This window comes from Amycolatopsis thermalba, from assembly GCF_003385215.1.
In the GTDB taxonomy this organism is placed as follows: Bacteria; Actinomycetota; Actinomycetes; order Mycobacteriales; family Pseudonocardiaceae; genus Amycolatopsis_E; species Amycolatopsis_E thermalba.
In genome coordinates, this window is sequence record NZ_PQHW01000004.1 from 137,479 (window position 1) to 150,030 (window position 12,552).

General features: G+C 72.7%; 17 protein-coding genes. 8 read left to right on the forward strand and 9 right to left on the reverse strand.

Annotated elements, in window-relative coordinates; genetic code table 11:
* Positions 1-206: 206 nt before the first annotated feature.
* The 3 genes from D0D15_RS03330 to D0D15_RS03340 all read right to left on the reverse strand — a co-directional run bounded on the left by D0D15_RS03330 (position 207) and on the right by D0D15_RS03340 (position 2,266).
* Complete coding sequence (locus tag D0D15_RS03330; RefSeq protein WP_094006115.1) at positions 207-851, reverse strand: TetR/AcrR family transcriptional regulator; 645 nt, start codon at positions 849-851, stop codon at positions 207-209.
* Positions 852-1,011: 160 nt separating this feature from the next.
* Positions 1,012-1,809: an SDR family NAD(P)-dependent oxidoreductase gene (locus D0D15_RS03335; protein ID WP_094006114.1), complete on the reverse strand. Its 798-nt coding sequence runs from the start codon at positions 1,807-1,809 to the stop codon at positions 1,012-1,014.
* Positions 1,810-1,846: 37 nt separating this feature from the next.
* Positions 1,847-2,266 (reverse strand): CBS domain-containing protein, encoded by a 420-nt coding sequence (locus D0D15_RS03340; protein ID WP_094006113.1) that lies wholly within the window; start codon positions 2,264-2,266, stop codon positions 1,847-1,849.
* Positions 2,267-2,386: 120 nt separating this feature from the next.
* Here D0D15_RS03340 and D0D15_RS03345 point away from each other — a divergent pair, with 120 nt between their 5' ends.
* Positions 2,387-2,815 carry a cupin domain-containing protein gene (locus D0D15_RS03345; RefSeq protein ID WP_094006197.1) on the forward strand — a complete coding sequence of 143 codons (429 nt, stop codon included), beginning with the start codon at positions 2,387-2,389 and terminating at the stop codon, positions 2,813-2,815.
* 311 nt (positions 2,816-3,126) lie between these two features.
* Positions 3,127-3,873, forward strand: coding sequence for a GAF and ANTAR domain-containing protein (locus D0D15_RS03350; protein WP_094006112.1), 747 nt, complete (start codon positions 3,127-3,129; stop codon positions 3,871-3,873).
* Between the two features lie 7 nt (positions 3,874-3,880).
* Here D0D15_RS03350 and D0D15_RS03355 read toward each other — a convergent pair whose 3' ends face one another.
* On the reverse strand, positions 3,881-4,357 hold the full coding sequence (locus D0D15_RS03355) for a GNAT family N-acetyltransferase (RefSeq protein ID WP_167481442.1): 477 nt from the start codon (positions 4,355-4,357) through the stop codon (positions 3,881-3,883).
* Positions 4,358-4,389: 32 nt separating this feature from the next.
* On the opposite strand from D0D15_RS03355, the gene D0D15_RS03360 reads away from it, so the two are divergent.
* Positions 4,390-5,490, forward strand: coding sequence for an FUSC family protein (locus D0D15_RS03360; RefSeq protein ID WP_115944226.1), 1,101 nt, complete (start codon positions 4,390-4,392; stop codon positions 5,488-5,490).
* Here the strand turns inward: D0D15_RS03360 and D0D15_RS03365 are convergent, their stop codons facing one another.
* Entirely contained in the window at positions 5,491-6,528 is a 1,038-nt protein-coding gene (locus D0D15_RS03365; protein WP_233157312.1) for a glycosyltransferase family 9 protein, read from the reverse strand.
* Positions 6,529-6,681: 153 nt separating this feature from the next.
* On the opposite strand from D0D15_RS03365, the gene rfaE2 reads away from it, so the two are divergent.
* The 4 genes from rfaE2 (at position 6,682) to D0D15_RS36220 (ending at position 9,930) form a co-directional block, all read left to right on the forward strand.
* Positions 6,682-8,187: a D-glycero-beta-D-manno-heptose 1-phosphate adenylyltransferase gene (gene rfaE2 / locus D0D15_RS03370; RefSeq protein ID WP_115944229.1), complete on the forward strand. Its 1,506-nt coding sequence runs from the start codon at positions 6,682-6,684 to the stop codon at positions 8,185-8,187.
* Entirely contained in the window at positions 8,184-8,984 is an 801-nt protein-coding gene (locus tag D0D15_RS03375; RefSeq protein WP_094006109.1) for a glycosyltransferase family 2 protein, read from the forward strand. Before rfaE2 ends, D0D15_RS03375 begins: the two co-directional genes overlap by 4 nt.
* A 5-nt stretch (positions 8,985-8,989) precedes the next feature.
* Positions 8,990-9,703 carry a methyltransferase domain-containing protein gene (locus D0D15_RS03380; RefSeq protein WP_094006108.1) on the forward strand — a complete coding sequence of 238 codons (714 nt, stop codon included), beginning with the start codon at positions 8,990-8,992 and terminating at the stop codon, positions 9,701-9,703.
* A 68-nt stretch (positions 9,704-9,771) separates the two neighbouring features.
* A complete protein-coding gene (locus tag D0D15_RS36220) occupies positions 9,772-9,930 on the forward strand; it encodes a hypothetical protein (RefSeq protein ID WP_167481443.1) in 159 nt (52 codons plus the stop codon).
* A 125-nt stretch (positions 9,931-10,055) separates the two neighbouring features.
* On the opposite strand, the gene D0D15_RS03385 is transcribed toward D0D15_RS36220, so the two are convergent.
* Positions 10,056-10,475 carry a MarR family winged helix-turn-helix transcriptional regulator gene (locus tag D0D15_RS03385; RefSeq protein WP_094006107.1) on the reverse strand — a complete coding sequence of 140 codons (420 nt, stop codon included), beginning with the start codon at positions 10,473-10,475 and terminating at the stop codon, positions 10,056-10,058.
* A gap of 75 nt (positions 10,476-10,550) precedes the next feature.
* Here D0D15_RS03385 and D0D15_RS03390 point away from each other — a divergent pair, with 75 nt between their 5' ends.
* The gene (locus tag D0D15_RS03390; protein WP_094006106.1) at positions 10,551-11,156 is read left to right on the forward strand and encodes a maleylpyruvate isomerase family mycothiol-dependent enzyme; all 606 of its coding nucleotides are present in this window, start codon (positions 10,551-10,553) and stop codon (positions 11,154-11,156) included.
* Here D0D15_RS03390 and D0D15_RS03395 read toward each other — a convergent pair.
* The 3 genes from D0D15_RS03395 to D0D15_RS03405 all read right to left on the reverse strand — a co-directional run.
* Positions 11,153-11,614 carry a DUF4383 domain-containing protein gene (locus D0D15_RS03395; protein ID WP_094006105.1) on the reverse strand — a complete coding sequence of 154 codons (462 nt, stop codon included), beginning with the start codon at positions 11,612-11,614 and terminating at the stop codon, positions 11,153-11,155. The two genes, D0D15_RS03390 and D0D15_RS03395, sit on opposite strands and share 4 nt — an antisense overlap.
* A 61-nt stretch (positions 11,615-11,675) precedes the next feature.
* Complete coding sequence (locus tag D0D15_RS37525; protein ID WP_255407910.1) at positions 11,676-11,804, reverse strand: hotdog family protein; 129 nt, start codon at positions 11,802-11,804, stop codon at positions 11,676-11,678.
* 316 nt (positions 11,805-12,120) lie between these two features.
* Positions 12,121-12,552: glycosyltransferase (locus tag D0D15_RS03405; RefSeq protein ID WP_115944227.1), on the reverse strand; the 432-nt coding region annotated here is incomplete at its 5' end.

A 12,552-nucleotide genomic window follows, 5' to 3' on the forward strand; every position in this document is an offset into this window, starting at 1 on the left:
GGCTAACCCCGGGTACCGGAACTTCTCCAGCGCCATGGGCGCGGCGCGTGTGCCCTCGGCAAAGCGGGCGCGCGGAGCCGCCACCATCCGAACCGGGCGGCGCAGCGGGCGCGGCGCCCCATCCGGGGCGCGTAGCCTCACCCGCCTCAGCCCTCCCACGGACCGGGCGCGGACAGCCGCCCCCCAGCCGGGGCGGCGCCCCAGGGTCAGTCCTCCGGCAGTGTGGGTGCCCCGGGTGTCGCCACCGTGGCGAGGCGCGTGCGGATCGCTCGGTGGGCGTAGTCGTAGCGGGATGGGTCGTCGTGCAGGAGGGCGTCTTCCGCGGCCGCCCGGGTGAGCGCGTCCAGCTCGAAGGCCAGCTGCCCGGCGTCCACGTCCGCGGCGATCTCGCCCATCTCCTGCGCCTCGGCGATCGTCGTGCGGTAGAGGGTCTGCCAGTCGCGCCGGCCGGCGGCTATCGCGTCGCGTACGCGGCCCGGGCGCGCGTCGAACTCGGCCGCCGTCGCGATGAAGAAACACCCGCCCTCGAACACCGGCTGCCGCACGTACGCCAGCCACGCCTCGGCCAGCGCCCACACCCGCCGGATCCCCGCCGGGGCCTTCCGCGCGGGCTTCACGACCTTGCCCACGAACACCTCGATCGCCGCGCGCACCGTGGCCAGCTGCAGCTCTTCCTTCGACCCGAACTGCGCGAACACCCCGCTCTTGCTCACGTCCAGCTCGGTCGCCAGCCGCCGCACGGACAGGCTCTCCAGCCCCTCCACCGACGCGATGTCCATCGCCCGGTCCAGGATCACCCGCCGCGACCGCAGCCCGCGCTGCACCCGCTTGTCGACACGCGCTTCCGCCACCCGGCCAGTCTATCCCGGACGACCGTCCACCGCTGAGCGGTTCCCGCCGCCGCGTTGCCCGCTCGACCAGGCGAAACTCAGCGTACAGCCGTCCACCAGGCCAACGAGCGAGATGTCCGGAGGACCTCACCGCGGTGCTCCTGGTGCGGTCCACAGAGGACTAATCGCCCGAACCCGGTTCGGCCATCCGGCGGTGCATCGCCGCCTTCACGGTGTCCGGCACGGCGCGCGCGGCCGCGGCCTGGACCTTGTTGCGCGCCGAACCGGCGATCACCTTGTCCTTGCCCGCCATCATCGCCGCGAACCCCTGCTCGGCGACCTCCGCCGGATCGTCCTTGGGGCCCTGCGCGATCTTGGTGTCGGTCATCCCGGCGCGCTCGAAGAACTCGGTGTCCGTCGGCCCCGGCAGCAACGCCGTGACCGTCACCCCGCTGTCCTTCAGCTCCTCGCGCAGCGCCTCGGCGAACGACGCCAGGAAAGCCTTCGTCGCGTTGTACACGGCCTGGAACGGGCCGGGAGTCATCGCCGCGACCGACGAGGTGAACAGCACCCGCCCCGCGGCCTGCTCGACCATCCCCGGCAGCAGGCGCCGGGCCAGGTGCACCGCCGAGGTCACGTTCAGGTGGATCACGTTCAGCTCGTCCCGCAGCGTCCCGTCGACGAAGGCGCCGCCCACCCCGACCCCGGCGTTGACGGCCAGCGCGGCGAGCGGGCGGTCCACCGACGCCACCGCGGAGACCAGGTTCTCGACTCCGTCGTAACTCGCGAGATCGCCCCGCACGGCCAGTACCTGCGCCCCGAGCGCCATCAGCTCGCGCTGGGCGTCGTCGAGTTCCGCGTTCTCCGCGGCGATCACGAGGTCGTAGCCGTGCGAGGCGAACTGCTTCGCCAGCTCGCGGCCGATCCCGGTGGAGGCACCGGTGACGACCGCCAGCGGTCTCGTCCGTGCGTTGGTCATGCCGGGCGGTTACCCCGATCCGGGCCGCCCACTCGGGTCACGCGTTGCCGCGCGCCGCGCTGATGTCACCGAGCGCCGATGACGGGTCGCGCTCGATCGCGGCGTCACCGACCGACACTACACCCACCGGCTGGTCGTGGTCGACCACCGCGATCCGCCGCACGGCGTGCTGCCGCATCCGCTGGACGGCGGCGTCGGCCGGCTCCTCCGGGCTCGCGGTGACCAGCTCGCCGCTGCACACCTCGCCCAGCGTGCAGCTCGCCGGGTCGTCCTTGTCCGCCAGCGCGCGAACCACCAAATCGCGATCGGTCACGATGCCGGCCAGCCGGTCGCCGTCGCGGACCAGGACGTTGCCGATGTCCTTCTCCCGCATGGCTTGCGCGGCCTGCCGCACCGGGGTGTCCGCGGACAGCGTCACCGGGTTGCGGGTCATCACGTCGCGCACGAGCTGCGCCATGGTTTTCCGACCTCCTCGCAGTGGGTTGTCATCCCTTCCCCCGATGCCGTTCCCCGATCGGGGCCGCCGAAACCGGCTACCGTGGACGAGAGCACTTCACCGGAGCAGGAGGACGCGCCCGTGACCGACGCCTGGCACCGCCCGTTGCGGCACATCAAGGGCAGCGAGCTGACCGGCGACACCGCGCAGACCAGCGGGATGCGCCGTCTGGAGGCCGTGTCCGGCAAGACCGCGGGCTCGGAGAAGGTCTGGATGGGCGAGACGCACGTGGGCCCGCACACCAATTCCGGTGACCACCACCACGGTGAGGCCGAGACGGCGATCTACGTGAAGTCCGGGCACCCGGTGTTCGTGTTCGCCGATGGCGACGAAGAGATCCGGCTGGAGACCGAGCCAGGCGACTACGTCTTCGTGCCACCGTGGGTTCCGCACCGCGAGGAGAATCCCGGCGACGAGGACGCGGTCGTGATCATCGCCCGCAGCAGCCAGGACGGCATCGTGGTCAACCTGCCCAGCCTCTGGTCTCCGGTGGACGAACCGGATTCCTGAGCCGAGCCGGCTCAACCCCACTTCTCCGGGCTCTGTTGGGCGCCACCCCGGCGCCACGTATGATCCTCGCCAGCGTCAAGCAGCCGGCGCCCGCGCCGTCCGAACGGCGGACGGCACCACAGAGGCGAAGGGCTTGACGATGAACGAACTCCGGCGGATACATCCGCGCTCATCCGCAGTGGGAAGGCTCCGGTTCTGATCCTCCCCGGATCCCGGATCACCCACCCCATCACGGCACCCGTCCCCCGCTCGCTGCCCGCGCGGCGGTCCGGCGGCGTGCCGGGCAGCGCACACGCGGAGAGAACCGACACATGACCAGACCCGAGCGGCCCGCGCCACTGGCCAGACTCGACGACGTCACCCTCGCACTGGAGAACCTGCGCGTCGGCCTCGACGACGAGGAGCCCCTCGACGCGGTACTGCGGCGGCTCGCCGAAACCGCGGTGAACGCGATCGCGGACGCCGACGCGGTCAGCGTCACCCTGCTCGACGACGCCGGCCCGCGCACCGCCGCCATCACCGACGACGAGCTGATCGGGATCGACCAGGCCCAGTACGCGGCGGGCGACGGACCGTGCCTGCTCGCCGTCACCACGCGCGAACCGGTCCGCGCGGTGTCCAAACCGGACAGTGAGGGCTGGGCCGAGTTCGCCGCCGCCGCACAGGATCGCGGGGTCCTGACGTTCCTCGCCGTGCCGTTGCTGCTCGGCAGCGGCACCCGCGACGGCGACGAGCTGGTCGGTTCGCTGAACCTGTACAGCCGGATCGACGGCGCCTTCGACCCGTTCGACCAGAAGCTGATGCGGTTGTTCACCGGCGCCGCCTCCGCGGCCATCAGCAACGCGCGGCGCTGGTACCACGCGCGCCAGCAGATCCGGCACCTGGAGAACGCGCTCACCTCGCGGGCCGAGATCGACCAGGCCAAGGGGGTGCTGATGGCGGTGCACGGCATCAGCGCGGCCGAGGCGTTCGACCGGCTGGTGGACCAGTCGCAGCGGCAGAACATCAAACTCCGCCAGGTGGCCATCGATCTGCTGGAATCCGTGCGGTCACGCTGAGCCCCGGTCAGCCGCGGCGCATGGCGACCCGGGGCCACCGGTCCAGCCCGCGGGCGGCCTCCCGCGCGCGGATCCGGCGCAGCCCCGGCGTCAGCTCGTCCCCGGCCAGCCGCACGAAGCCGCACCGCTCGTAGTACGGCGCGTTCCACGGCACCTCCGCGAACGTGGTCAGCGTGAGCGCGGGGAAACCCGCCCGCGCGGCCTCCTCGATCAGCGCCCGCCCGATGCCGCGCCGCGCGACGGCGGCGTGCACCGACACCTGCTCGATGTGCAGCGCCCCGTCCACCGGCTCCGCGACCAGGTACGCCACCGGCTCCGGGTCGGCGGCCACCCAGGCGAACGGGTAGCGCGCCAGCTCCTCCGGCGCGGGCAGCTCGTCGTCGGCGATCTCGGGCATCCCGACGTCGCGGAAACACTCCCCCGCCGAGCGTTCGATCTCCGGCAGCCGGTCGAAATCGGCCGCGGTGGCCGTCCTGATGCGCATGGCGACCAGTGTGACCGGGTATCGCCAGATCGATGACACGAATTTTGTCCCCCTGGTCCTGGTTCTCGCGGGCGCTGCGCTTCCCCGGGCGCGAGCGCGAGGCGATCGTGCAGGCGCTGAAGATGGCGCTCGCCGCGGTGCTCGCCTGGCTCGTCGCGCGCCTGGTGATCCCGTCGCCGCAGTCGTTCATCGCGCCGTACGCCGCGGTGTTCCTGATGACCGCCACCGTCTACCGCTCGCTGACCAACGCCGCGCAGCAGACGGCCGCGCTGCTGCTCGGGCTGGCCGTCGCCTACGCCGCGGCCCACCTGATCCCGCAGCCGGTGCTGGCGCTCGCAGCCGCGGTGTTCGTCGGGATGCTGCTCGGCCAGTGGCACCGCTTCGGCAGCAGCGGGATCTGGGTCGGGGTGACCGCGTTGCTGATGATCTCCTACGGCACCGCAGGGAACCTGCTCTACCTGGCCGAACGCATGGCCGAGAGCGTCCTCGGCGCGGCGATCGGGCTCGCGGTGAACACGGTGATCCTGCCGCCGGTCCACCTCCGGCACACCCGCGACGCGGTGACCGCGCTCGCCGCCGAGGTGCGCGACCTGCTGCGCTCGATCGCGGGCGACCTGCGCGACGAGTGGGACTCCGACACGGCGTCCCGATGGATGCGGCACGCCCGGCGTCTCGATTCGACGGTGCGGAAGGCCGACGAGGCGGTCAGCTGGGGGCGGGAGAGCGTGCGGTTCAACATCCGCTGGCTGGTGCACCGCCGCCGCGGCCGCAGCCCCCTGCCCTCGTCCTTCGAGTCGCCGCTGAGCGTGCTCACAGAAGTCTCCGAGCAGGTGAAACGCATCACCGAGGCGCTGCTCACGGCGGCCCAGCAGGACGAGGCCGACCGCGAGTTCACCGCCGGGTACGCGCGGCTGCTCGACCAGCTGGCGGGGGCCGTCGCGTGCCTGGACCAGACCGACGACCGGCTCACCGATCTGCCCGGCTACCTGGACGAGCTGGCCGCGCGCCACCGCGAGCTGGACGGCCGGGTGCGGCTCGACCAGGTCACGACGGTGACCCGGCAGGCCGAGGACGCCCTGCTGCTCGCCGTGGCCCGCTCGATGCGCGTGCTGGAGACGGCCGCACCGCGGTGATCACCGTCCGGCGAGCAGTTCCTCCAGCTCGCCCAGCACGTCGTCCACCGGCACCGTCGCCACGAAGGAATCGTCGTGCGCGCAGCGGGGCAGGTCCTCGCGCGTGCAGTCCACGCCGCACACCGGGCAGTTCGACATCCACGAGATCAGCACCCGGTGCCGCGACCGGCCGAGCGGCCCGGCGTTGACCACGTTGCCCATCCAGTACACGCTGACCGTCGGCGCGCCGACCGCCGCCGCCAGGTGCCGCGGCCCGCTGTCGTTGCCGGCGAACGCCGAGCACCGGTCCAGCACCCCGACCAGCGCGGACATGCTCAGCGACGTCAGCGGCCGCACCGGCGGCCCGGCCATCCCGGCCACCCGCTCCACCAGCTCACGCTCGTCGGGCGCCCCGATCACCACCACGCCGCGGCCGCTCGCCGCGAGCTTGGCCGCGATCTCGGCGAACCGCTCCGCGGGCCACCGCCGGCGCGGGTCACCGGCCCCGGGGTGCACCACGACCAGCGGCTCCGGCAGCCCGTCGAGCACCGGAGCCGCCGCCGCGCGGTCCGCGTCGGTCACCACGATCGACGGCTCCAGCTCCACCGGCCGCGCCCCGGCCAGCCCGACGACCTCCAGCGCCCGCAGCACCTCGTGCTGGTAGTAGCGGAACGGCAGCCACCGGTCCGCCTCCGCCGCGTCCGGGGTCCGCGCGCCGACCAGGTACCGCGGTTCCAGCTTGCGCAGAAAGGGATTCGAGTTCCGCCCGCCGCCGTGCAGCTGCACGGCCAGGTCGACCGGTTTCAGCGCGTCGAACCACGCCCGCTGCTCGGCCTCGTCGAACGGCTGGCCCGCGGGCTCGTGCACGTTCTCGTACGGCGGCAGCGGCCGCACCTCCGTCACCGGCGACGGGCGCCCGGCGAACAGCTCGCGGTGCAGTTCCGTGCCCAGCAACACGATCTCGGCGTCCGGGTAGGCGCCGCGCAGCGCGGCCATCGCCGGCACCGCGAACAGCAGGTCCCCCAGACCACCGCCGCGCAGCACGGCGATCCTGCGCACATCCGGCCACTTCGCTTCGATCGGGCCGACGGCCGGCCCTGGCTCCGAGTTCACCACGCCCTCAAGGTGCCCGTTTCCGCAGGCAGCAAACGGAAATGTTTCGCAGCCCAAGATCCGGCTACTGGTGGAGCAGGAGAAGAAGCGGAGGTGGACATGGCAGGCGAGACCAAGGACGTGGCCCCCATCACGCCGGACCTCGTCCGGCTGCTGTCGGAGACCGCGCCCACGGTCGTGGTGCTCGGCGACGCGATCCTGGACGTGTGGCTGTCCGGCCACTGCGAACGCATCTGCCGCGAGGCCCCGGCGCCCGTCGTCGACGTGGGGGCGCGCGCCCTGTCGCCGGGCGGGGCGGCGAACACCGCGGCGAACCTGGCCGCGCTGGGCGCGCGGGTCCGGTTCGTCAGCGTCGTCGGCGACGACGAACCCGGCCGGGAACTGGCCGCGCTGCTGGACTCCCACGGCGTCGACACGGAGAACCTGCTCACCGCACCGGCGCGGCGCAGCATCAGCAAGCAGCGCGTGGTCGCCGACGACCAGGTGATGCTGCGCTTCGACGAGGGCGACCGCGACGACCTGCCCGCGGTCCAGACGAACCGCCTCACCCAGGCGCTGGAGAAGTCGCTGGCCGGCGCGGACGCGCTCATGGTGTGCGACTACGGCAACGGCCTGCTCGGCAAGCCCCTGCGGGACGCGGTGGCGCGGCTGCGCGCGGACATCCCGCTGCTGGTCGTCGACGCGCACGACTTCGAGCACTGGCAGCAGGCCCGCCCCGACCTCGTCACGCCCAACGCCGCCGAGGCCGCGCACCTGCTCGGCGCCGAGCTGCCCGAACGGGGCGAGGAGCGGGCGCGCCTGTTCGAGGACGAGCGGCGGACGCTGCTCGACAAGACCGGCGCGGCGGCCGCGGTCGTGACCATGGACCGGCACGGTGCGATGTTGCTCAGCGGCGAGGGCCGCGGCTACCGCACGTGGGCCGATCCCGCGCCGGAAAGCCAGGCCAGCGGCGCCGGGGACACGTTCGCGGCCGCGCTCGTGCTGACCCGGGCCGCGGGCCTGCCGACCACGAGCTGCATGGAGCTGGCGCAGGCGGCGGCGAACGTCGTGGTGCACAAGGACGGCACGGCGATCTGCACGCCCGCCGAGCTTTCCCTGGCGCTGAGCCGGGAACGCGAGGCCGCGGTGCCCGCCGGCGAACTCGCCCGCGCCGTCGCCGCGCACCGCGAGGCCGGGCGGCGGGTCGTGTTCACCAACGGCTGCTTCGACGTGCTGCACCGCGGGCACATCACCTACCTCAACGAGGCCAAGCGGCTCGGGGACGTGCTGATCGTCGCGGTCAACTCCGACGAGAGCGTGCGCCGGCTCAAGGGCGCGGACCGGCCGGTGAACACGGCGCAGGACCGCGCGGCCGTGCTGTCCGCGCTCAGCTGTGTGGACCACGTCGCGGTGTTCGAAGAGGACACCCCGATCGAGTTGCTGAAGCTGCTCGAGCCGCAGCTCTACGTCAAGGGCGGCGACTACACGGAGAACATGCTGCCCGAGGCGCCGACCGTGCGCGCCTACGGTGGCGAGGTCCGCGTGCTCGGCTACGTCGCGGACCGTTCGACGACCTCGGTCATCGAGAAGATCCGGACCTCGGCCCCGGTCGGGGAGGGCGCGTGAGGGTCGACGTCCTCATCCCGACGCGCGAGCGGCCCGCCGAGCTGGCCGTGACGCTGTCCGGCCTGGCCGCGCAGGACTTCCCGGACTTCGCCGTGCACGTGGCCGACCAGTCCGATGGGGACGCGTCCTACGACTCCCCACCGGTCCAGGCGATGGTGCGGGTGCTGCGGCACCGCGGGCACCCGGTGCACCTGAGCCGGAACCTGCCCCGGCGCGGGCTGGCACAGCAGCGGAACCACCTGCTGGACCAGTCCAAAGCGGACTACGTGCTGTTCCTGGACGACGACGTGTGGCTCGAACCCGGGGCGATCACCCGCCTGCACTCGGCGATCTCCGAGCTGGGCTGCGGCATGGTCGGCAACGCCGTCACCGGACTGTCCTACCTGGACGATCGGCGGCCGGACGAGCTGGAGCCGTACGAGGAGTGGGAGGGCAGCCCCGAGCCGGAGCAGATCACGCCCGGCACGCGCGAATGGCAGCGCTGGACCCTGCACAACGCGGCCAACCCGACGCACCTGTCGGAGCGGGTGTGGCACCGTCCGAAGTGGACCGCCTACAAGGTGGCCTGGGTCGGCGGCTGCGCGATGTTCGACCGCGAGGCGCTGGTGAACGTCGGCGGGTTCGAGTTCTGGCAGCAGCTGCCGCCGGAGCACTGCGGTGAGGACGTGCTGGCCCAGATGAAGGTCGCGGCCAAGTACGGGGCGGCGGGCATCCTGCCCACCGGCGCCGTGCACCTGGAGTCACCGACCACGGTGGTGAACCGGGACACCGAAGCCTACGACGTCGTTCCCCCGTGAGGATCATGAGCGAGCCCGTTTCCGAGCAGCGCCTCCGGCTCCGCGACGAATTCCTGAGCCGGGCGGCGGACGAACTCTTCAAACACGACGAGCGGTTGCGTGGCCTCGACCTCGAGGTCCGCTTCGACCGCGGCGTGGCGCACCTGACCGGCGAGGTCGGCGAACGCGCGCACCTGGACACCGCGCGCGAGCTGATCGGGCGGCTGGACGGGGTGTTCGCCGTGTGGGACCGCGTGCGGGTCGGCGGGCGGGACCCGCTGATCCTGGACCTGGGCTGCGGCGGGCAGAAGCAGTACCCGGGCAACCTGGGCGTGGACCTGGTGACCACCCGCGAGGTGGACGTGGTGGCCGACCTGTCCGGGCCGCTGCCGTTCGCGGACTCGTGCGCGGACCGGGTGTTCCTGGTGCACATCCTGGAGCACCTGATCGACTTCCTGCCGCTGGTGGACGAGGTGCACCGGGTGCTGCGGCCGGACGGCATCGCCTACGTGCTGTCCCCGTGGTGGCGCTACGTGAACGCGGTGGCCGATCCGACGCACGTGCGGCTGCTGGACGTGCAGACGATCAAGGGCATCTGCCGGCGGCCGGGGTCGTCGCGCACGTGGTTCCCGCTGCACGCGGGCTGCGACGGGGCGAGCATCTTCGCCGAGCTGCGGCCGGTCAAGGACGGTTCGGCGGAGGAACCGGACGCGGGACACATGTCCCGATTCTTCGACTGAGTGACCTGACTCGCACCGGCGCCCTCCCGTCGGCGGGGGTGGACCGCGCGATGCCTACCGTGACCCGCATGACGACCCACAGGATTCCGGCGGGTGCGATCAACCTGTGGCCGGAGCAGCCCGAGAGCACGACCCGGACCGGCGGCACCGAGAACCGCGGGCTGGTGTGGTCGGCGCTCTGGCAGCACGACGAGACCGAGCAACCCACCTCCGACGCGCAGTCCTGAGCGCCGCGTCCCGCCCTGGCCTGGTCCGCGGCCGGGGCGCGGGCAGGTGGCGCATCAGGGACGCGGACGGTTCGGTTGACGGCCGGCGCGGTTCACCCCCGGCCGCGACCCTCTTCGGCTGCGGCTCAGCGGTAGGGATCGGTGATCTCGCACAGCTTCTCCAGCGTCTCCCGCAGCTGGGTCAACCGCCGCTTGCCCACGTGCTTCTCCCACTCGGCCTCGATCCGGGCTATCTCGGCTTCCGCGTGCGGTACCGCCTCGCGGGCCTTGTCCGTGCCGTGGATCAGGCGCGCCCGGCCGTCGCGCGGGTCCGGCATCCGCTGCACGTACCCGGCCCGCTCCAGCTGGTCGACCAGGAACCCGGCGGTCTGCTTGGTCACCTGCGCCGCCTCGGCCAGCTCCGTCAGCCGGCTGCCGCCCGGGTTGAGCCGCTGCAACAACCGCGCCTGCGCGAGCGTCAGGTCGAACCCCGCGGCGCGGATCGCGTCCATCACCCGGTTCTCCAGGTGCCGGTACGGGATGTAGAGCAGCAGTCCGGTGTTCACGCCCGCTCCTTGACGATAGTCAGAGGCTTTGATTAAAGTAGTCAGACTATCTTACCACTTTCGGGCGAGGTTCCCATGGACCACAACGACAAGTGGCTGGCGATCGACGCGGAGCGCACGCGGCTGGCCGACCTCTTCGAATCCCTGACCGACGCCGAGCGGGCCCACCCGTCGCTGTGTGACGACTGGACCGTCCACGACGTCGTGACGCACGTGGCGCTGGCCCCCTACCTCAGCGTCGGCGCCGCCCTCAAGGCGGCGATCCGGGCACGCGGCAGCTTCAACCGCATGGTCCACGACCTGACCAAGCGGGAGGCGGCGCGGCACTCACCGGCCGAGGTGGTGGACATGCTGCGGGGCGCGATCGGCGTCCGCCGTCTCGCGCCCCGGCAGTCCCTCGACAACGCGCTGATGGACGTGCACGTCCACACGCAGGACATCGCGATGCCGCTCGGCAGGCGCCTGCCGATGCCTGCCGACGCGGCGGTCGCGGCCGCGGACCACCTGTGGGAGATCGGTTTCCCGTTCCACGCCCGCAAACGCCTGGCCGGCCACCGTCTCATCGCGACGGACGCCGACTGGAGCGCGGGCGAGGGCGCGGAGGTCCGCGGCCCGATCCAGGCCCTGGTCATGCTGCTGGCCGGCCGCACCGCGACCATCCCGCAGCTGACCGGGATCTAGGCGGCGCGGTTCTCCCGGCCGCGCTCGACGGCGGTGAGCCCCCAGCCGAGCGCGATCATGCCGACCCCCAGGGCCAGGTGCAGCCAGTTGTCGGCGTTGTTGAGCGGGACGAAGTTCGCGCCGCTGTTCTGGTCGATCACCAGCCCGTAGACCCACAGCAGCAGGTACACGAAGCCGCCCAGCACCAGGAAGCCGCGCGCGCCGCCCGGCGTGCGGGCCAGTGCCAGGCCGACGATGCCGAACAGCAGGTGCACGAGGTTGTGCAGGATGGACACCGCGAAGACACCCAGCAGCATCGCGCGGGAGTGGTGGCCGGCGAAGGTGAGGTCACCGTAGTTCGTCGTGATGCCCGGGATGAACCCGAGGATCCCGACCAGCAGGAACACGGCGGCGACGATGGTGGCCGCGGCCTGCACCGGCCTGCGAGCCGTGGTCGCGGTTGCGGAACGCCCGGTCATGACTACTCCTTAGGGACGAAGTGACCCCCGGATAGCCCCCCCGCAACGTTTCGAAACCAGTTCACGCGCGGCGGCGGACGAGATTCATCGCGACGAGACCCGGCACGACCTGGCCGTCCTGGTTGAGCAGCTCGCCGCGGGTGTGGACGAGCCCGCGGTCCGGCTCGGGGCGCGACGCCCGCGCCGACAAGGCTGGCGTTGCGGGAGCGGTAGTGATCGGTGAATCTGCAGGCCCGCGGTGTGCCAGCCGCTGGCGATGAACCCGCCGAACGGCCCGCGCTCGCCCACTCCAGCCCGGAGCGCTGGGACGCACGTCAGCGAACGCCCGGGCCGTGGCTCGTTCCGACAGCACTACCCCTGGCCGCAACCCGCGGCCCGCCCGCACGCATCGACAGCCCCAGGCGTAGCTCACCCGCAGGCCCCCGGGCCGCCGTTCGCCCCGCCCGCGGCCTGCCATCCGGCCTCGGCACGGGCTCAGCGCACCGGCCGTCCGCCGGTACCCCGGGTCAGCGGGCGGGGCTGCTCAGCGCGTGCGCGGCCGCCAGCGCCTCCGCCGTCTCCGCGGCCATCCGTCGCACGTCGAAGTCCTCGACGGCCTTCTCCCGGGCCGCGCGGGACAGCTTCCGCCGCAGCGCCACGTCCGTGCTCACCCGGTCCAGCGCGTCCGCCAGGGCTCGCGCGTCCCCGGGCGGGACGATCATCGCCGCGCCGGCCAGCTCCGCCACCGTCTCCCCGACGGCCGTCGTCACGCAGGGCAACCCGTGCGCCATCGCCTCCAGCACCGCCAGCGACAGCGTGTCCCGCCGCGACGGCAGGCAGAACACGTCCAGCCCGCGCAGGAAAGCGCTCACATCGCGCAACCGCCCCAGGAAGCGCACCGGCAGCCCGCGCGCCCGCTCCGCCAGGTCCCCCGCGTCCCCGGCGACCAGCACCCGCAC

What these genes read in the sequence shown, in the direction of transcription:
- D0D15_RS03390 (WP_094006106.1), top strand. Translation starts at nt 10,551, where the DNA reads ATGGACCACAACGACAAGTGGCTGGCGATCGACGCGGAGCGCACGCGG.
- D0D15_RS03335 (WP_094006114.1), bottom strand. Translation starts at nt 1,809, where the DNA reads ATGACCAACGCACGGACGAGACCGCTGGCGGTCGTCACCGGTGCCTCC.
- D0D15_RS03380 (WP_094006108.1), top strand. Translation starts at nt 8,990, where the DNA reads ATGAGCGAGCCCGTTTCCGAGCAGCGCCTCCGGCTCCGCGACGAATTC.
- D0D15_RS03395 (WP_094006105.1), bottom strand. Translation starts at nt 11,614, where the DNA reads ATGACCGGGCGTTCCGCAACCGCGACCACGGCTCGCAGGCCGGTGCAG.
- D0D15_RS36220 (WP_167481443.1), top strand. Translation starts at nt 9,772, where the DNA reads ATGACGACCCACAGGATTCCGGCGGGTGCGATCAACCTGTGGCCGGAG.
- D0D15_RS03355 (WP_167481442.1), bottom strand. Translation starts at nt 4,357, where the DNA reads ATGCGCATCAGGACGGCCACCGCGGCCGATTTCGACCGGCTGCCGGAG.
- D0D15_RS03340 (WP_094006113.1), bottom strand. Translation starts at nt 2,266, where the DNA reads ATGGCGCAGCTCGTGCGCGACGTGATGACCCGCAACCCGGTGACGCTG.
- D0D15_RS03360 (WP_115944226.1), top strand. Translation starts at nt 4,390, where the DNA reads ATGACACGAATTTTGTCCCCCTGGTCCTGGTTCTCGCGGGCGCTGCGC.
- rfaE2 (WP_115944229.1), top strand. Translation starts at nt 6,682, where the DNA reads ATGGCAGGCGAGACCAAGGACGTGGCCCCCATCACGCCGGACCTCGTC.
- D0D15_RS03350 (WP_094006112.1), top strand. Translation starts at nt 3,127, where the DNA reads ATGACCAGACCCGAGCGGCCCGCGCCACTGGCCAGACTCGACGACGTC.